17 protein-coding genes are annotated in these 19,827 nt (G+C 36.0%); 11 read left to right on the top strand and 6 right to left on the bottom strand.

From position 1 onward, the window contains the following. Positions 1-6: 6 nt before the first annotated feature. Positions 7-1,062, top strand: coding sequence for a glycosyltransferase (locus C8C84_RS05165; RefSeq protein WP_121312523.1), 1,056 nt, complete (start codon positions 7-9; stop codon positions 1,060-1,062). On the opposite strand, the gene C8C84_RS05160 is transcribed toward C8C84_RS05165, so the two are convergent. Together C8C84_RS05160 and C8C84_RS05155 are read right to left on the bottom strand one after the other, a co-directional pair. Continuing rightward, the gene (locus tag C8C84_RS05160) at positions 1,036-2,082 is read right to left on the bottom strand and encodes a cell wall metabolism sensor histidine kinase WalK (protein ID WP_121312522.1); all 1,047 of its coding nucleotides are present in this window, start codon (positions 2,080-2,082) and stop codon (positions 1,036-1,038) included. The genes C8C84_RS05165 and C8C84_RS05160 overlap by 27 nt on opposite strands. Beyond that, positions 2,083-2,766 (bottom strand): response regulator transcription factor, encoded by a 684-nt coding sequence (locus C8C84_RS05155; protein WP_121312521.1) that lies wholly within the window; start codon positions 2,764-2,766, stop codon positions 2,083-2,085. It abuts the gene before it with no gap. A 191-nt stretch (positions 2,767-2,957) separates the two neighbouring features. On the opposite strand from C8C84_RS05155, the gene C8C84_RS05150 reads away from it, so the two are divergent. From C8C84_RS05150 to C8C84_RS05120, 7 genes are all read left to right on the top strand, one after another. Continuing rightward, positions 2,958-5,726 carry a TonB-dependent receptor gene (locus tag C8C84_RS05150; RefSeq protein ID WP_121312520.1) on the top strand — a complete coding sequence of 923 codons (2,769 nt, stop codon included), beginning with the start codon at positions 2,958-2,960 and terminating at the stop codon, positions 5,724-5,726. Between the two features lie 159 nt (positions 5,727-5,885). Beyond that, complete coding sequence (locus C8C84_RS05145; RefSeq protein ID WP_121314972.1) at positions 5,886-7,046, top strand: hypothetical protein; 1,161 nt, start codon at positions 5,886-5,888, stop codon at positions 7,044-7,046. A 109-nt stretch (positions 7,047-7,155) separates the two neighbouring features. Continuing rightward, complete coding sequence (locus C8C84_RS05140) at positions 7,156-7,467, top strand: T9SS type A sorting domain-containing protein (protein WP_121312519.1); 312 nt, start codon at positions 7,156-7,158, stop codon at positions 7,465-7,467. 103 nt (positions 7,468-7,570) lie between these two features. Beyond that, positions 7,571-9,316, top strand: a complete 1,746-nt coding sequence (locus C8C84_RS05135) for a T9SS type A sorting domain-containing protein (protein WP_121312518.1) — start codon at positions 7,571-7,573, stop codon at positions 9,314-9,316. Between the two features lie 169 nt (positions 9,317-9,485). Beyond that, positions 9,486-11,213 carry a T9SS type A sorting domain-containing protein gene (locus C8C84_RS05130; protein WP_121312517.1) on the top strand — a complete coding sequence of 576 codons (1,728 nt, stop codon included), beginning with the start codon at positions 9,486-9,488 and terminating at the stop codon, positions 11,211-11,213. Between the two features lie 114 nt (positions 11,214-11,327). Then, entirely contained in the window at positions 11,328-12,308 is a 981-nt protein-coding gene (locus tag C8C84_RS05125; protein ID WP_121312516.1) for an acyl transferase, read from the top strand. Positions 12,309-12,347: 39 nt separating this feature from the next. Then, positions 12,348-13,016 carry a hypothetical protein gene (locus C8C84_RS05120; protein WP_121312515.1) on the top strand — a complete coding sequence of 223 codons (669 nt, stop codon included), beginning with the start codon at positions 12,348-12,350 and terminating at the stop codon, positions 13,014-13,016. A gap of 30 nt (positions 13,017-13,046) precedes the next feature. Here C8C84_RS05120 and tyrS read toward each other — a convergent pair whose 3' ends face one another. Beyond that, positions 13,047-14,339 (bottom strand): tyrosine--tRNA ligase, encoded by a 1,293-nt coding sequence (gene tyrS / locus C8C84_RS05115; RefSeq protein WP_121312514.1) that lies wholly within the window; start codon positions 14,337-14,339, stop codon positions 13,047-13,049. 397 nt (positions 14,340-14,736) lie between these two features. Here tyrS and C8C84_RS05110 point away from each other — a divergent pair, with 397 nt between their 5' ends. Continuing rightward, the gene (locus tag C8C84_RS05110; protein WP_121312513.1) at positions 14,737-15,729 is read left to right on the top strand and encodes an NAD-dependent epimerase/dehydratase family protein; all 993 of its coding nucleotides are present in this window, start codon (positions 14,737-14,739) and stop codon (positions 15,727-15,729) included. 6 nt (positions 15,730-15,735) lie between these two features. Here C8C84_RS05110 and C8C84_RS05105 read toward each other — a convergent pair whose 3' ends face one another. The 3 genes from C8C84_RS05105 to C8C84_RS05095 are packed head-to-tail and all read right to left on the bottom strand — an operon-like array spanning position 15,736 to position 18,232. Beyond that, a complete protein-coding gene (locus C8C84_RS05105) occupies positions 15,736-16,116 on the bottom strand; it encodes a DUF4296 domain-containing protein (RefSeq protein WP_121312512.1) in 381 nt (126 codons plus the stop codon). Positions 16,117-16,154: 38 nt separating this feature from the next. Then, a complete protein-coding gene (locus C8C84_RS05100) occupies positions 16,155-17,495 on the bottom strand; it encodes a dihydroorotase (RefSeq protein ID WP_121312511.1) in 1,341 nt (446 codons plus the stop codon). 11 nt (positions 17,496-17,506) lie between these two features. Further along, on the bottom strand, positions 17,507-18,232 hold the full coding sequence (locus tag C8C84_RS05095; protein WP_121312510.1) for a polyprenol monophosphomannose synthase: 726 nt from the start codon (positions 18,230-18,232) through the stop codon (positions 17,507-17,509). 107 nt (positions 18,233-18,339) lie between these two features. On the opposite strand from C8C84_RS05095, the gene C8C84_RS05090 reads away from it, so the two are divergent. Both C8C84_RS05090 and C8C84_RS05085 read left to right on the top strand, forming a co-directional pair. Continuing rightward, positions 18,340-19,014 (top strand): DUF4271 domain-containing protein, encoded by a 675-nt coding sequence (locus tag C8C84_RS05090; protein ID WP_121312509.1) that lies wholly within the window; start codon positions 18,340-18,342, stop codon positions 19,012-19,014. A 10-nt stretch (positions 19,015-19,024) separates the two neighbouring features. Continuing rightward, complete coding sequence (locus C8C84_RS05085; RefSeq protein WP_121314971.1) at positions 19,025-19,774, top strand: uroporphyrinogen-III synthase; 750 nt, start codon at positions 19,025-19,027, stop codon at positions 19,772-19,774. Positions 19,775-19,827 lie beyond the last annotated feature (53 nt).

Below are 19,827 nucleotides of genomic sequence, written 5' to 3'. Positions count from 1 at the left end.
AAAATAATGTCAAAAAATATACTCGTTGCGCCATTAAATTGGGGTTTAGGTCACGCCACTCGTTGCATTCCGATTATTCGTGCATTAGAACAATATGGCTTTACGCCTATTATTGCTTCGGATGGTATTGCTTTGAAAATTTTACAAAAAGAATTTCCTCATTTAGAATCATTGGAACTGCCTTCCTACGAAATTGAATATGCTAAAGACGGTGCAGATTTTAAATGGAAACTGATTAAAAACAGTCCGAAAATGATTCAGGCTATTTTTGAAGAAAAGAAATTAGTCAAAGCATTAGTCAAGCAATACGATTTAAAAGGGATTATTTCCGACAATCGTTTGGGTGTTTACAGTAAAAAAGTGCCTAGTATTTTCATAACACACCAACTCAATGTTTTATCCGGAAAAACCACTTGGATTTCTAGTAAACTGCATCAATATTTCATTGGTAAATTTACTGAATGTTGGATTCCGGATATGAAAGAGCAACCTAATCTCACCGGGAAATTAGGACATTTGAAAAATAGTGACTTATCATTAAAATATCTTGGCCCGTTGAGTCGTTTGGAGAAAAAAGAAATGGAATCCAAATACGAGTTAATGGTCATTCTTTCCGGTCCGGAACCTCAGCGTACAATGTTGGAAGACAAATTAACTTTCGAACTTCAAAACTATTACGGCAAGATTATTTTTATCAAAGGAAAAGTCGAAAACGAACAGAAAGTTGATGTCATTAAAAATATCACCTATTATAATTTCATGACTTCCTCCGAAATTGAAACTGCTTTTAATGAAAGTGATATGGTACTTTGTCGTTCGGGCTATACGACTGTAATGGATTTGGCGAAATTAGAAAAGAAAGCGTTTTTTATTCCGACACCTGGACAATTTGAGCAGGAATATTTAGCCAAAAGATTCAAAAGAAACGGTATTGCTCCGTATGCCAAACAAGAAGATTTCAGAATAGAAAATTTACTGGAACTAGGGTTGTACAAAGGATTGCCTCAACTGAATGAAGCCGTAAATTGGAAGCAATTATTTATACTTTTCAAGAGTGAATGAAAATTCAGAACCTTTCCCGAATTCGCTTTCCACATAAATTTTTTCGCCGTGCGCTTCAATTATATGTTTGACAATTGACAATCCGAGTCCGGAACCGCCTTCGCTTCGCGCTCCGCTTTTATCCACTCTAAAAAAGCGTTCAAACAAACGCGGAATGTATTGTTTTTCGATGCCTTCGCCGTTGTCTCTAAAACGCACTATGATTTTATCGTTGACTAAATCTTCAATCGTCACTTCGGTTGTGCCGTTTTCTTTACCGTATTTGATGGAATTCATCACCAAATTGGTCAATACTTGTTGGATTTTTTCCTGATCAGCAAAAACTTTAATCGGTTTACTGTACTTTCGGTCGAACATCAAGATAATATTCTTTTTATCGGCTTTCATTTCCAATAAATCGAAAACACTTTGAATCAATTCGACAATGTTAAACTTAGACAATTCGAGATTCAAATCACCGGTTTCCAGTTTGGAAATCATGTCTAAATCTTCGACGATATAAATTAGTCTCTCTACGCCTTTTTCTGCACGTTCCAGATATTTTTTGCGAACGTTTTTATCATTTATGGCGCCATCCAACAAAGTAGAAAGATATCCTTGAACCGTAAACAAAGGTGTTTTTAATTCATGGGAAACATTGCCTAAGAACTCGCGACGGTATTCTTCACGCACTTTGAGGGTTTCGATTTCCATTTTCTTATCGGTGGCAAACTTTTTTACCTGTTTGGTTAAAGTGGCCATGTCGGTCGTAATAGGTTGGTTTCGAAAAGAAGTGGATTCTAAAAGGGAAACATCGTCGTAGATTTTTTTTACTCTGCGATAGATAAAATGCTCAACTCGGTATTGGATTACGAAGAATGAAAAAATAAAAATACAAAAGGCAAAAACTAAACTGATTTGCCAATCAAATTTATGGAAAAAAAACCACAATAATAATCCAAGAAAACCAGTAGCAAAAACTGTAATATAAGAGGATGAAACTACAGCAAAACGATAAGTTTTCTTGAAATTTACTTTCATTTACACTTCTAATTTATAGCCAACACCTTTGATGGTTTTGAATAATTCTTCGCCAATTTTTTCGCGAAGCTTTCTAATGTGAACATCGATAGTTCTTCCGCCAACGATGACTTCATTGCCCCAAACTTTATCGAGAATTTCTTCGCGTTTGAATACTTTTCCGGGTTTGGAAGCTAAAAGATAAAACAATTCAAACTCTTTTCTTGGAAGTACAATTTCTTTTCCTTCTTTGATTATTTTATATTCTTCGCGATTGATTTCAATGCCGCCAACGTTGAGTGTTTCTGAATTTTGTTCCTCATTTTTCAATCGGCGTAATAAAGCCTTTACTTTACTCACCAATAATTTTGGTTTGATCGGTTTGGTGATGTAATCATCGGCACCGGCATCAAAACCCGCTACTTGAGAATAATCTTCGCTTCGAGCGGTTAAGAAAGTGATAATTACATTGCTTAATTCCGGTAGTTTGCGAATGTTTTCACAAGCTTCCATACCATCCATTTCGGGCATCATTACATCCATAATGATCAGCTGTGGTAACTCTTTTTTAGCTTTTGTAATGGCTTCTTTTCCATTGGTAGCGGTTACAATTTGATATCCTTCTTGGGAAAGGTTGTAGCCCACAATTTCTAGGATATCCTGCTCATCATCTACTAATAAAATCTTGATGTCTTTTTTTTTCATACGGACACGATTGTTTTTTGTCGATGTAAATGTAAAGATAATACAAAATGATTACATACAATGAAACTTGAGTTAACCGTAATTTAATCTGTTAACAATTTGGTAATGTCTAGCCAACAAAATGGTAATAATGAAGTAACATGACCTTTACAATACGGTGGTTTCTTTGCACCAAAATTAAACAAGACAAAATGAGACTTAAATTTATTGTTACTTTTTTACTTATCAATGTTATCGGATTTGCCCAAAACAAAGGAACTATCACCGGTACATTAACAGATAAAGATTTAAACAACGAACCTTTACCTTTTGCTAACGTTATGATTAAAGGTACAGCAATTGGAGTGACTACGGATGAAACCGGAAAATACACAATCGCCATTGAAGCGGGAACCTATACCATTCAATTTACCTTTGTAGGATATGAAACTATAGAAGAGCAAATTGTAGTTAAAGCTGGCGAAACGCTTACCATCAATAAAGCATTAGGCTCTGGAAGTTATCAGTTACAAGATGTGGTAATTCAAAATACAGTTAGCCGTGAAAAAGAAACTGCCTTATTATTGGAACAGAAAAAAGCGGTGGAGATCAAACAAAGTATCGGCGCACAGGAAATGTCTAGAAAAGGAGTTTCAACAGTAGAAGAAGGATTAACTAAAATCTCCGGAATTACAAAAGTAGAATCGAAAGGTTTGTTTATCCGAGGATTGGAAGACCGTTACAATAATTTATTACTTAATGGATTGGCTGTTCCTTCAAATAGTCCATTTAAAAAAATAATTCCTCTAGACCAATTTCCAACAGATGTTGTGGGTTATATGGATGTTTATAAAACTTTTAATCCTGACATTTATGGTGATTTCGCCGGTGCAACTATTGATGTTATTACGAGTCAAACTCAGGAAAGTCAAACCAAAATAAGTTACAGTGTTGGTTATACTACTAACAACAACGGAAGTGATTTTTTAATTTCTACGGATGCTGACAATACTAAAAGTTTTTTTGGTTTTGGTGGAAAAGAACGTCAATTGCCTTCGGGATATGGCGCTATTCCTAACGGAAGAATTGACAACGACTATAAATCAAGTTGGGATGTTAACAAAACTACATCACCTTTAAACACTAGTTTTGGCGTAAGTCATTCAGGGAAATTTTATTTGGGTAAGAATAAGAACAAACTGAACTATGTATTCGCCACTAATTTTGACAACACCTATCAAGTTCGAAAAGGAGTTGACAGAACCTTTTCACAAGGTCAAGGTATTTACGACAATAATTTGGTGAAAGAAGAGTATAAATTTCAAACGCAATCTTCAGTATTAGTTGGTTTACAGTACAAAACAGACCGCATAAAGCTATTATACAATACCTTATATTTGAAATCAACCGAAAATATTGTACAAGACCAAGTAGGTTATACCAGAACAGCAGTAGACAATCCAAACGAATTTATTCGATTAAACCAATATGAGCAATCGGATTATTTTACCAATCAATTTTTTGGAAACTACAAAATTACAAGTGATGATAAGCATTCGGTAAGAGGTGGTTTGTCTTTTACCAGAACCAAATACAGTCAACCGGACCGAAAATTCATCACCGGAACTAAAATCAGCGAAACTGAAATCAACACTCAATACGGTAGTAACAACTTATTGCGTCAGTTTTTCAATATTGACAACAATTACCATATGTCAGGTAATTTAGAATACAACTATAAATTTGGCAAAAGCGAAGACAAAAAACACAAATTCTCTTTCGGATATAATGGTTTTGCGGAATACATGGTGTCAAAATTCAGATTTACTTTTGGTGTGCCAAACTCAGGTGCTACACCATACAACGTAGTAGTGAATGATATTGACCAAGCGATTCAAGATGATATTGCCAGCAACTTTCTTTCGTTTACGGAACAATCTTCTGCCGAATGGAAAACCAAAGTAATGCAAAGAGCCGATGCTTTGTACACTAAATTTCTATATAATTTTTCTGAAAAACTGGAATTTAACATAGGACTTCGGGCAGAGAATACAATCCGTGAGTACAAATTCAAATCGATTGTGGACCCAATTAGTAATCCTTACAGAAAGAAAACCAACGAAAATCTGTACATCTTACCTTCTATCAATGTTAAGTATGCTGTTAATGACAATAGCAATCTTCGTTTCGCAGCTTCCAAAACGTATACAAAACCGGTACTTTTTGAAAGTTTAGATATCAACTTAATCAACGCTGACGGAACAACCGAAAGAGGTAACTCAAATATTGAAAACAGTGAAAATTACAATATTGACGTAAAATTCGAATTGTTTCCAACCAAAAACGAATTATTTGCTGCCACTTTATTTACCAAATACATTGACAATCCAATAGAAAGAACGGTTCAAGCAAGTGCTACCGGAAGCGGACAAACCATAACTTATTTCAATAATAAAAGTGCCACACTTTTCGGTGCCGAGTTCGAATTCCTTGTTCAATTGAGTCGTTTAAATAAAAATCTTGAAGGTTTTTCCTTTGGAACCAACACTTCTTTCATGATTACGGAAGCGACAGTTGACAAAAACCGTGATGGCTATTTTGACACTTTTGAAAAGAGAAAATTACAAGGAGCTTCAAGTTGGTTAATCAATTCCGATTTAAAATATGAATTCCTTTTAAATCCAAAGTGGAAAAACACGACTTCATTGGTATATAATGTTTATGGCGAAAGAATCTATGCTGTTGGTGTTGCCGGTAATGACCATATCTATGAAAAACCTTTTCACAAACTGGATTTTGTATGGGGAAGTACTATCAATAAAAAATGGGATATCAAATTTTCGATAGACAATATTTTGAATCCTACTTATAAAAGAGAATTGGGAGACAAGAGCGAAATTAGTATCGACGAATCTTCACTTCTGTTAGAAAGTTACAAAAGAGGTATAGGATTCTCAACCAGTTTATCTTATACATTCTAAAAAGTAAAAGAACTCTTCGGAGTTCTTTTTTGTTTATGATAAGGAAACATTGGTTTTACAATTAAATAATTTAGCGATAACCTTTAAATAATGATAACCAAACATTTAAAAAACACACCTGAGTTAGTTTTGTCGAAACAATTTAAAACACAATTTAAAATGAAAAATTTATTTTTAAGTCTTACAATTTTATCAACATTATTTGTTGGCTGTTCATCTGATGATGATGAAGGAACAATTCAACCGGTAGAAGGAGAATTAACCGGATCAATCACTACAAACAAAACATATGCTTTTGGAAATTATACTTTGAATGGAATTGTAACTATAGAAAATGGTGTTACAGTAACTTTTGATGCAGGTTCAACAATCACTGCTAATGCTGCTAATGGTGTTGATGCTATCGTTGTAAAAAATGGCGGAAAATTAATTATGAACGGAACGGCTGCTCAACCGATTGTATTGACAGAGCCTTCTGCAACACCAGGCTCTTGGGGCGGTATCATCATGTATGGTGATGCTCCAATTAATGGTGCTGGTGGTGTAACTACAAAAACTTCTGAAGATGGATTAAATCTATCTTATGGCGGAACAAATGCTACTCATAATGGTGGAACTTTGCGTTATGTAAGAGTGGAATATGCCGGTAAAAAAATTACTGACGGAACAAGTGAAATGAACGGATTTTCATTCTATTCAGTTGGATCAGGGACAGTTTTAGACCATTTAGTTTCATACAAAGGAGCTGATGACGGTTATGAGTTTTACGGTGGAACTGTGAGCGCTACCAATATAATTTCTTATGGAAATTATGATGATTCATTTGACTGGCAAGATGGATGGAAAGGCCAAAACAATTCTAACTGGTATGCATACCAAGTGGGAACAGGTAATTTCGGAATGGAAATCGAAGCTTCAAATAACAACAACGCTTATTGGCCGGTAATTTCAAACATTACATTAGTAAGAGCAGCCGGAACAGTTACAGAAGGCGGTTCTTCAGCAGCGGAATATGATGCTATCCAATTCAAAAAACAAGGAAATGGTGATTTTACTAATGTTGTAATTTCAGGATATACTACTGCCAATTCGACAGCTGTTAGAATTCAAGATGCTGCAACCAATACAGACCAAGTTAACGCAAACAAAATAAAGTTGACTACTGTAAAAATCAATGATGGAACTTCTCAGTACTTAGGAGCCGGAGCCTTGAGTGTTACTTTCCCAACCGGACAATACACAACAAGTGCTAGTGCAACAGGAGCAAATATTTCAACAGGAGTATGGGCAACTGTAAACGGAACTAACTTAGCGCCATAAAAAAACCATACAAATAAATTTAATCCCTCAATTAATTGTGATTGAGGGATTTTTTTTGGTACAATATTTGAAATATATTTTATATCTTTGTAATAACCAAATTAGTGTCATGAAAAGAAACTACTTTTTAACTACTTGCTTTTTCTTATTGTTTACGTTAGTGTCAATGGCACAAGACGGAAAGCAACAAGGAGAAACGCTTGGTTTCTATCCTAACCCTGTTAGTAACGGAAAAATTTACATCACTTCAAAAACTTCTTTGGATAAAGAGATTCTTATCTTTGATGTTTTAGGTAAAAAGGTACTCCAAACTACCATTTCTTCTAAAGAATTGAACATTACTTCTATTCCTCCCGGCGTTTATATCATTAAAATTACAGAAGGAGAAACCACTACCACTAGAAAACTAATTGTCAGATAGTTATTCTTTGTAGTTTTAACTTTTATTTAATCATTTTTTTACATTCTTTTTTTCGGCTAACAAATATTGTCATTATATTTGTAGGCTAATTAAATTTAAAAAAATGAAAAAAATCTACTCTTTATTACTTTTGGTAATGACTTCTGTTTCTTTTGGACAGACGTTTTATTCTGAAAACATGGGAACTGCAACAGGAACACTTTCAATTGCTGCCAATGTATTTGAAAACTCTAGTCCTATTTTGTACTCTGGCACAGCTGACACAAGGTCTACTTTAGTTTCAGGCACTTACACCGGAGCTTCTGCAGGGAGAAATGTTTTTATAACTAATGTTGCCGATGTGTATTTCCAAATTGACGGATTAAATACTTCAGCATACCAATCAGCAGACCTTCAGTTATCGTTTGGTCTAAACACAACTTCCATCACAAATTTACTAACAGTTGAGTATAGTACTAACGGAACTACTTGGACACCTCTTACCTTTACAGCGAGTGCTACAGGATGGTCATTAGTAACTGTTGCTGGCGGACAAATTCCTTCATCAACTACTTTGTCTTTAAAATTCAGACAACCAAATCCTGCATTTGGACAATTCAGAATTGATGATGTAAAATTAAGTAGTGTATCTTCTTCATGTACCTTAGCTTTAGGCACTCCTACAACTTTGTGTAATGCCTCAACTTATGGGCTTGACACATATACCGTAACCATTCCATACACTGGTGGTGGCAATGCAACTTATGTTATAACACCTACCTCAGGAACTGTTGGTGGCGACAATCCAAGTACTGTTGCTGCTGGTAACATCACTATTTCTGGTGTAGCTGAAGGAACAAATTTTTCAGCAACAATAACAGGCGGAACGTGTAATTTGAATACTAGTGCAAACGCACCGGAGTGTAAACCAATCAATACATTGCCGTATGCTGAGCCATTTAACTATGCTGAAGCAAGTAATTTATCACAAAGCCAAAAATGGTCAAATATCACTGCTGGTGGTGACGAAATCATTGTTGCAGGTGGAACCATGGCCGCCTATCCGGGTTTAACATCTACTAATGGTTTTGTAATCTATGGCGGAGCAGGAAATGATGTTTCAACTCAATTCACACCACAAACAACCGGAACTGTTTATTATTCATTTATCTTAAACGTTGGTTCTATGGCATTGGTAACAGATGTTAATGGTGGTTACTTTGCAACTCTAGGTTCAAGCAGTACAAATTTTGGCGCTACCTTATGGACTAAAAAGGTTGATGATGGAACGTACAATCTTGGAATTGAAGTTAGAACTGCTAATGCTGCCAACACGACTTGGACATCCGCTAGTTATACTACAGGGCAAACTTATTTTGTTGTTGTTGGATATACATTCGGTGCAGATGCTAGTGATGACAGTGTAAACTTATGGATTAACCCAGTACTGAACGGCAGTACACCACCTGCAGCCACAATAACCGACACACATACTGGTACAGATTTAGCGACAGTTTCTAATTTTATCTTGAGACAGGACAGCACTACTGAAACACCAGACGTTCAGATTGACGAACTAAGAATCGCTACAGATTGGGCTTATGTTACAACTTCAGCGTTAGGCATCAGACAAAATGATATTGCTGGACTAAAAGTATATCCAAACCCGGTTTCTAACGGAACTTTGTTTATCGAAACTGCTACTAATGTTGAAAAAACAGTTACTGTTTATGACATCTTAGGAAAACAAGTTTTAAATACTACCACTTCAGATAATGCTATTAACGTAAGTAACCTTAGAGGTGGTGTTTATGTGGTTAAAATTACTGAAGAAGGTAAAACGGCTACAAGAAAATTAGTGGTAAACTAATTTAGTAATATCTATAAAAAAAAGCCCTGACGAAAGTTAGGGCTTTTTGATTTTAAATAATCTTAAACAAAATATTTTAAAAATATTCCTCAATACTTGTTATAACAACCAAACTTATCGTTCTTGTTTTTAATATTGTCATTATATTTGTAAGATAAATAAATTTAAAATGAGAAAAATCTACTCTTTATTGCTTTTAGCAATGACTTCTGTTTCTTTTGGACAGACGTTTTATTCTGAAAACATGGGAACAACAGCAAGCGGAAACCCTGTTATTACTGCCTATACAGGATTTCAAAACCCATCCCCAATTGTCTATTCAGGTACAGGCGACATGAGAACGTCTACCCCTTCAACCGGATATGTTGGCGCTTCGGGAAGTGTAAATGTTTTTTTATCAGATACAACAGATGCTAATGAGTATTTTCAAATTGACGGTTTAGATACTTCGACTTACATTGCTGCGAACTTACAATTGAAATTTGCTTATCAAGCCAACTATAATACAACTCCTGCAAATGCAGTCTTGATTGTTGAATATAGCACCAATGGAACTACTTGGACTTCATTGACTTATACCCCTAACGCCAATGCAAGCTGGAATTTAATCACTATCGGCGGTGGCGTTATTCCTTCTTCAAGCACTTTAAGTTTACGATTTACGCAACCCAACTTAGTCGGTGCCCAAATCAGAATTGATGACATAAGTCTATCAAGCTTTGACCCTTCCTGTACTTTAGTATTGGGAATTCCAACCACCGTGTGTGATGCTTCAACTTTAAGTTTAGACACTTACACAGCAACTATTCATTATACAGGTGGCGGTTCAGGAAGTTATACTATCACTCCATCTTCTGGTACTGTAAGCGGTGACAATCCCGGTAGTGTCGCAGAAGGCGATATTATTGTTTCAGGCGTTGCAGAAAACACAGCCCTAACTTTAAGTATTACAAATGGCACTTGTCCATACCAATCAATTATTACTTCTCCTGAATGCAAACCGGTTAATCCTTTACCTTATCTTGAATCATTCCCATACACTGTTGGTGGTTCGTTAAACGCTGAGCAAAAGTGGACATTGGTAAACACTGGTGATAATATTACTATCGCAGCAGGAAGTTTGGCTTATCCGGGAATTACGGCTTCTGGAAATTCAATCACTTTTGTAGGTACCGGTGGAGAATCAAGAACATTATTTACCAGTACAAACAGCGGTTTTGTATATGCTTCATTTATAATGACTGCAAGTGATTTAACCAATGTTACGAACGATCTAGCCAACACTTATTTTGCTTTGTTTACAGATAACGCTGGCGCTACAACTAATGCCAGACTTTGGATAAGAAAAAATGCAAATAAATACCAATATGGCTTAGGAACTGCTGGAAGTCCAACTGCTTGGGATCCGACTTTATATAATGCCGGCGACATTCAATATGTTGTGTTGAGTTATAATTTCACAGGAAACACTTTATCGTTATTCATCAATCCTACAGTTGGCGGAAGTGCGGCTCCAACAATTAGTGTTACGCCTGCAACTGCATTCGCTAATTTAGGTGGATTCATGTTCAGACAAGAAAATGCAAACAACACCCCAAACATCATTGCTGACGAATTAAGAATTGAGGTAACACCTAACTTTACTTTAGGAACACAACAAAACGAAATCACTGGCTTAAAAGTATATCCAAACCCGGTTTCTAACGGAACTTTGTTTATCGAAACTGCGGTTAATGGAGAAAAAACAGTTATTGTTTACGACATCTTAGGCAAACAAGTTTTAAACACAACCACTTCTGACAATGCCATCAACGTAAGCAACCTTAGAGACGGTGTTTATGTGGTTAAAATTACTGAAGAAGGTAAAACAACTGCGAGAAAATTAGTCATCAACTAATTTCTAAACTCTATACCAAAAAGCCCTCTACTTAAAAAGAGGGCTTTTTTATTTTTATTACTTTTGCCACTCGAGACCTTTAGGTCGAACTGTACGAAGTAAAAAATTTATCCCTTGATTGATTCACAAGACCTATTCACCATTTCTTCTCAAAAGCAATTTGAAAAAATAGCGCTAAAGGTTTTTCGTTACCAATACGAAAATAATTTAGTCTATCGTGAATTCTGTGATTTTTTAAATACCGATGTTAAAAAAGTAAAATCATTACAACAAATTCCGTTTCTCCCGATCCAGTTTTTTAAAAGTCATACTGTCGTTTCTAATACCGATGAAATTCAGGAAACCTTCACCAGCAGCGGAACCACCGGAATGATTACCAGCAAACACTTAGTTACTGATGTTTCACTTTACGAACAAAGTTACCGCTTGGCTTTCTCCGAATTTTATGGCAACATCGAAGACTACGCCGTTTTGGCCTTGCTTCCATCCTATTTGGAGCGCAGTGGTTCGTCTTTGATTTACATGGTGAAAGATTTAATCGAATTGTCTAACAATGAGCACAGCGGTTTTTACCTGAACAATTACGACGAATTGATTTCGAAATTGATTGAATTGGATAACTCAGGTCAGAATGTAATCTTGATTGGTGTCACTTATGCTTTATTGGATTTGATTGAGAAACAAAATTTTCAATTAAAAAACACCATCATCATGGAAACCGGTGGCATGAAAGGCAAACGCAAAGAAATCATCCGCGAAGAATTGCATGAAATCTTGTGCCTAGGTTTTGGGGTTTCGAGTATCCATTCTGAATATGGCATGACTGAATTGTTATCGCAAGCGTATTCTTTAGGCAATGGTATTTTCGAGTGTCCGGCTTGGACGCAAATCCTTGTTCGTGACACTGAAGACGCTTTGACTTACGTCGATTTCGGAAAAACCGGCGGTGTAAACGTAATTGACTTGGCGAATATCAATTCGTGTTCCTTTATCGCTACGCAAGATTTAGGAAAAAAATACACCAACAATTCTTTTGAAATACTGGGTCGCTTTGACAATTCAGATATTCGCGGTTGCAATTTGATGGTGCTATAATAAAATTCGTTTTTCTGCGTTTCTATAAAAAATACAACCTTGAGATATTTAGTCCTATTCCTTTTTTCGATTACTGTTTTTTCTCAATCAAAACCCATTGAGTTAAAAATCAATTCGATTAAAACTTCCAATACTGATGACGGCAGCAGAGAATTCACTTTGCAATATCAGATCACCAATCTCACCGACAAACCCATTTCTTTTGTTTTAGACACCACGAGTGTAATTCCAATTGGCGGCGGTTCGTTACGCCCAAATCCCTATTATAAAGTTTATGAAAACGAAGCGTCAGTAGAGGTCAACGGAATCTTTACCGGAAAAGGAAAAACCCGCCACTTCAAAGACGAAGCAGCTTACAATACGTACAGAGATTCTTTGATGAATTATATAAAAAGCCGAACACCCGAACAATTATCCCAAATAAGAAAAGAAAGCTTTTTAGAAAACATTCAAAAATTGGAACCAAAAGAAACGAAAAATTTTAAAGCGATTCTGGTTTGGGACAAAACCCGATACCATAAAAATGATGTTATCGAATACTATATAGAAGAAAAAGAAAAGCACTATCTCGAGCTCCACATCAACTTAATGGCTGAAGAACTGCTACAAAATTTCACTGAAGAAGAAAAAAAAGAAGTGCTACATGACAAAACCCTAACCAAAGGCTGGTTTACTTCCAATAAAATAGCAATCGACTTAGGCGAATAAAAAAAGGAACCTATTCGATTCCTTTTTATGTTATATCACTTTGATTAAATAGTAATTTTTCTTCCCTTTTTGCAGCATCAAAAACTGGTTGTTAATCAAATCCTTTTCAGTGATCAAATAATCCGTAGCTACTTTTTCTTTATTCAACGAAATCGAATTTTGTTGCAACTCTCGACGCGCATCGCTATTCGAAGCCAAGAAACCTGTTTTAGCTGAAAGCGCCGCAATCATATCTAATCCGTTTTCTAATGCTGCTTTTTCAACTTCCGCTTGCGGAACGCCTTCAAAAACTTCTAAGAAAGTCTTAGTGTCCAATTGTTTCAAATCATCCATGGTCGGACTAAAAAATGCGCCCGAAGCAAAAACCGCTTTCTCCAACTCAACTGCACTGTGAACTAAAGTCGTCACTTCTTCTGCCAAACGTTTCTGCAACACACGCAAATGTGGTGCCGTTTGGTGTTCAACAATCAAAGCATCAATAGTCGCTGCATCTAAAAACGTAAAAATCTTAATGTATTTCTCTGCATCAACATCGGTCGTATTTACCCAAAACTGGTAAAACTTGTAAACCGAAGTCTTATCCGCAGTCAACCAAACATTGCCGCCTTCGGATTTCCCGAATTTAGAACCATCGGCTTTCGTAATTAACGGACAAGTCATCGCATAAGCTTTTGCACCTTCTCCATTCATTCTTCGCACTAATTCCGTTCCCGTAGTAATATTTCCCCATTGGTCGCTTCCGCCCATTTGCAACAAACAATTATATGTTTTATACAAATGATGAAAATCGTACCCTTGAATCAATTGGTACGTAAACTCCGTGAAACTCATGCCTTCGCCTTCCGCGCTCAAACGTTTCTTTACCGAATCTTTCGCCATCATGTAGTTCACGGTAATTCTTTTACCAACATCACGCGCAAAATTGATAAATGAAAAATCTTTCATCCAATCATAATTGTTCACCAAAATCGGCGCATTCGCAGCAGTCGAATTGAAATCCAAAAAACGTGACAAAACCGCTTTGATTCCCGCCACATTTTTCTCCAAAGTTGCTTCGTCCAATAAGTTTCTCTCGTCAGATTTCCCCGAAGGATCACCAATCATACCGGTAGCGCCACCAACCAAAGCGATTGGTTTGTGCCCAAATTTCTCCAGGTGAACCAATAAAATAATCGGCACCAAACTCCCAATATGCAACGAATCACTTGTTGGGTCAAACCCAATATAAGTCGTGGTCATTTCCTTTAAAAGTTGCTCTTCTGTTCCGGGCATTATATCGTGAACCAAGCCACGCCATTGCAATTCTGCTACTAAATTATTCATCTCACTAAGTCAATATTTGTTATTGGTGTTCGATGCAGTCGCCTTGCAGGCTCGTGCCAACGTAATTATTCTAATGAGCGCAAAGATAAACAGAATTAGGAATTACAAATTACGAATTACGAATTTTTAGGAGCACGGCTTTTTCTTTTTGTAAGACACTTGCTCCCGCTTTACGCGCTACACGGTAGCTTGCTTCAATCGGGGCTATTATTCAGGTTATTCTATTTTAAGTCAAATTAAAAATACCTGACTGCCACTGGCAGTCCTCCTCTTAATATCAAATCTGCTTTCCATTATACTTCGTGCCATTACAATCAAGGCTAAAAGATTAACCAAAGGCTTACTTTTTCTCAAATCTAATCATCTAAAAATCTAACAATCTAATTATCTTTACCAAATGATTTTAGTCACAGGCGGAACTGGTTTAGTCGGAGCGCATTTACTACTACAATTGGTAGAAAATGGCGATAGAGTTCGCGCTACTTATCGCCAAGCGCACACCATCAAAAAAACAATGGATCTTTTTTCGCTTTATCTGAGCGACCATTTGTTTAGAAGAATTGAGTGGTTTCAAGCCGATGTTAACAATATTCCGGCGTTAGAAAAGGCTTTCGAAGATATCGAATATGTTTACCATTGCGCCGCCTTAATTTCGTATGATCCCAATGACGAAGACCAACTTCGAAAAGTAAATATCGAAGGTACAGCCAACATTGTCAATCTTTGTATTGACCACAAAGTAAAAAAACTTTGTCATGTGAGTTCTATTGCCGCTTTGGGCGACTTAAAACCTCACGAAAAACAAATCACCGAAGAAACCGAATGGAATCCCGAAGCCTTACACAGTGATTACGCCATCTCAAAATATGGTGCCGAAATGGAAATTTGGCGCGGTCAACAAGAAGGTTTAAATGTTGTAATTGTCAATCCCGGTGTGATTTTTGGCGCAGGTTTTTGGCATCAAGGAAGCGGTGTTTTCTTTTCGGCCATCAAAAAAGGCTTTCCGTTTTACACCAATGGTTCAACCGGTTATGTTGGCGTTACCGATGTAGTTAAAATCATGGTCCAATTGATGAAAAGCGACATTGTCGGAGAACGTTTTTCGGTTGTAGCCGAAAACCTGACTTTCAAAAAAGTAATTTTTGAAATCGCCGAAAGACTAATGGTCAAAAAACCTAAAATGGAAGCCAAACCTTGGATGCTCGCCATGGGTTGGCGAATGGATTGGTTTTGTTCTACTTTCTTCAGAACTAAAAGAAAACTATCAAAATACAGCGCCAACGCCCTACTGTCAAACGAATTTATATCGAATGACAAAATAAAAAATGCTCTGGATTTTGAGTTCCAAAGCATTGATTTCGTTATTCAAGAAGTGGTTGAATTACAATAACAACATTTATTGTACTTGAGGCGTTTCAGGATTTATAGGCGCACCGACTTCATTAGGATTTCCTCCAATCTTTTGGATTTGCTTTTCTAATCTGCTTTTGACTTCTTCAAACATTTTCTTGTATTCCTCAATATCTGACGCATAGTATTTGTTGCTTTGGGCAAACTGAATACTGTCGATTTTGTATTTTTTGTAGAGGTAAGTATTAGCATTATTGTTGCTTATTCCACCACTAATATTTTGAGATTTTATGGCTTCGAGTAATGATATATCATACAGTATATCAATCATCTTGTCTTTCTCAATCAGATTATCGGGCTTATCAATCGTATGGTTACAACCGATAAACGCTAAAAGCAAACCAATTAAAATAAATCTATTACTCATCTTTATTTTTTTAAATAGGAATTCTTAAATCTTCGATTTTATCTGTCGAATAACAATCGTTTCCCAACAGGCTTTTCAATTACTTTAAAGTTCTTATAAACCAATTCACCATTCACAAAAGTATGGGTAATTCTCGATTTAAAATTATAGCCTTCAAATGGCGACCAACCACATTTGGCCAAAATATTTTCCTTTTTTACATTCCATGGCAAACCGGTATTCACTAAAACCAAATCGGCATAGTAACCTTCTTTGATAAATCCTCGCTTTTCAATTTTAAAAATCTTCGCCGGATTGTGACACATTTTCTCTACAATTTTCTCAATCGAAATCTTTCCTTGATGGGCTGCTTCAAACATTGCTACTACAGCATGTTGTACTAATGGTCCGCCAGATGGAGCTTTCAGATATGTCTGCCTTTTCTCTTCTAAGGTATGTGGCGCATGATCAGTAGCGATTACGTCAATTCTGTCATCCAATAAAGCTTTCCACAAAGCCTCTCTGTCATCTGCAGTTTTCACCGCCGGATTCCATTTGATTAAATTGCCTTTGGTTTTATAATCGGCGTCAGAAAACCATAAATGGTGTATACAAACTTCAGCGGTGATTTGCTTTTCTTCTAACGGAATTTTGTTGGTAAACAAATCCATTTCCTTCGCTGTTGACAAATGAAAAACGTGTAATCTCGCACCGGTTTTCTTGGCTAATTCAATCGCTTTGGATGACGACAAATAACAAGCCTCTTCGCTTCGGATTAAATGGTGAAATTCTACCGGAATGTCTTCACCAAATTGGAGTTTGTATCGTTCTAAATTGGCTTTAATCGTTGCTTCATCTTCGCAATGAACAGCAATCAGCATTTTGGTAGACGAAAATATTTTTTCTAAAGTTTCTTGATTATCTACCAACATATTGCCGGTTGACGAGCCTAGAAACAATTTGATTCCGGCGACATTTTTGGGATTGGTTTTTAAAATTTCTTCCAAATTGTCATTGGTTCCGCCCATCATAAACGAATAATTCGCATAAGAAGTTTTGGCTGCTATTTGGTACTTATCTTCTAAAAGTTCTTGGGTAACCGCATTCGGAACGGTATTCGGTTGTTCAATGAATGATGTGATTCCGCCGGCAACCGCAGCTCTGCTTTCGGAAGCGATATCGCCTTTGTGCGTTAATCCGGGTTCCCGAAAATGCACTTGATCGTCAATCGCTCCGGGAATTAAATAACTTCCTTCGGCATCGATGATTTTGCAACTGGCTGATTTGGCACTAATGCTTTCGGCTATTTCGACAATAAATTCGTTTTCAATCAAAACATCGCCTTCAAAAACCTTTCCTTCATTTACTATTTTGGCATTCTTAATTAAAACGGTATTCATTTTTGGGTATTTTATAATCGGTTTAAAAACTTCCTAAATCTCAGCGAAATAACGCCGAAGATGGCTTCTTTGATAATGGCGCCACTCATTTTGGATTGTCCTTTGGTTCTATCGGTAAAGATAACCGGAACTTCCTGTATGTTGAAATTTTTGGCAAAAGCCCTATATTTCATTTCTATTTGGAACGCATAACCAATAAACTTGATGGCATCTAAATTTATTTTCTCTAACACTTCGCGGCGGTAGCAAATAAATCCGGCGGTAGCATCCATGATTTTCATTCCGGTAATCATTCGAACATACACCGAAGCAAAATAAGACAATAATACGCGACTCAAAGGCCAATTCACCACATTAACACCGGTTACATAACGTGACCCAATGGATAAATCAGCGCCATTTTCATGGCAAGCATCGTACAATTTTTCCAAATCATTCGGGTTATGTGAAAAATCGGCATCCATTTCGAAAATATAATTGTAATCATTTTGCAATGCCCATTTAAAACCGTGTACATAAGCTGTTCCTAATCCGGATTTCTTCTTTCTTAAAGCCAGAAACAATTGGTTTGGAAATTCCTTTTGTAACTCCATTACTCTATCCGCAGTTTTATCGGGTGAATTATCATCAACAATTAAAACATGAAAAGTTTTTGGCAAAGCAAAAACGGCTCGAATAATGCTTTCGATATTTTCAATTTCGTTATAGGTAGGAATAATTACAATGGCGTCGCTCATATAGATACAGTCATACTTTTGTGCAAAAATAAACTTTTTATCTTCGTCCAATCTTAATAATTATATAATAATTTAACAAATAAAAAATTAGTAATTTTGTCGAGATTATGATAGAAACTGTTTTAGTGCCGAGAGTTTTAGAAAGCCAAGATTGGGCAACCTCTCTTTTTGTTTTTTCGTTTGCTTTAATTGCAATCACCAGAACTGCTTTTGAAACCAGATTCAATGATTTTCTAAGGATTTTAGTATCGGACAAATACATTAAGGTTTATAAAGACACTTCCCATTTGATGAGTGGTTTTACCATATTGTTATTCATTGTTCAAATCATTTCCTTTTCGTTTTTCATTCAAATTGTTCTCAGTCACTTTGGTTATATTTCTAAAACCGATTGGGTGCTTTTTATTCGAATTTTTACTTTCTTCGGTGTCTTTGTACTTTCCAAATTCTTAATTGAAAAGATTATTGCAACCACATTCAACATTGAGGAATTCACAGAACAACTCAATTTGCAGAAAGTGAGTTACAGAACGTTTATCGGATTGCTCTTGTTGCCTATTAACATTTACTTGTTTTATAACAATACTTCATCAAATGTTTTGATTTTTTGCGTTATTGGTGTCATTTTAATAATAAACTTGTATTCTTATTTGGTTTCGTTGAAGATTTATCAAAACTTAATCATCGGGAAGTTGTTTTATTTTATTTTGTATCTTTGCGCACTTGAAATAGCTCCATACTATTTCATTTATTATATGATTACAAAAAATTTAGCGCATTAAAATGTCAAATTTGAAAGTGAAAACAATTCTGGTGTCACAACCGGAACCAAAAGTGGAGAATTCTCCTTATTTTGAATTACAGCAAAAACACAAAGTAAAAGTTGATTTCCGCTCATTTATACATGTAGAAGGAGTTAGTGCAAAAGACGTTAGGGCTCAAAAAATTGACCTTAACAACTATACAGCAATAATTTTGACTAGTAGAAATTCGGTAGATCACTTTTTTAGAGTGGCTGAAGAAATGCGTTATAAAGTTCCGGAAGATTTAAAATATTTTTGCCAATCAGAAGCGATTGCTTTTTACCTACAGAAATATGTAGTGTACAGAAAACGCAAAATATATGTGGGTCAAAAAGACTTTGTTGATTTATCACCATTGATAAAAAAATACAAAGAAGAAAAATTCTTATTACCGGCTTCAGACCAATTGAATTATGACGTGCCTCAAACACTAAACAATTTAAAAGTTGATTGGACACAAGCGACTTTCTACAAAACCGTAATGAGTGATTTGTCTGATTTGGCAGATGTATATTATGATGTTTTGGCTTTCTTTAGTCCAACCGGAATCAAATCATTATTCAAAAACTTCCCTGATTTCCAACAAAACAATACACGTATTGCAGTTTTTGGAAGCACAACACAAAAAGAAGCTCTAGAGCATGGATTGCGTATAGATATCTTAGCACCAACACCGGAAACACCATCGATGACTATGGCTTTGGAAAAGTATATTGCTGACGCCAATAAAGGAAAATAAAAATACTATTAGATAGAATCAAAAAAAGCCATTCAAATTGAATGGCTTTTTTC

This window comes from Flavobacterium sp. 102, assembly GCF_003634615.1.
In the GTDB taxonomy this organism is placed as follows: domain Bacteria; phylum Bacteroidota; class Bacteroidia; order Flavobacteriales; family Flavobacteriaceae; genus Flavobacterium.
Note: the sequence above shows the minus strand (reverse complement) of the source record. Positions and strands in the feature narration are given on the sequence as shown.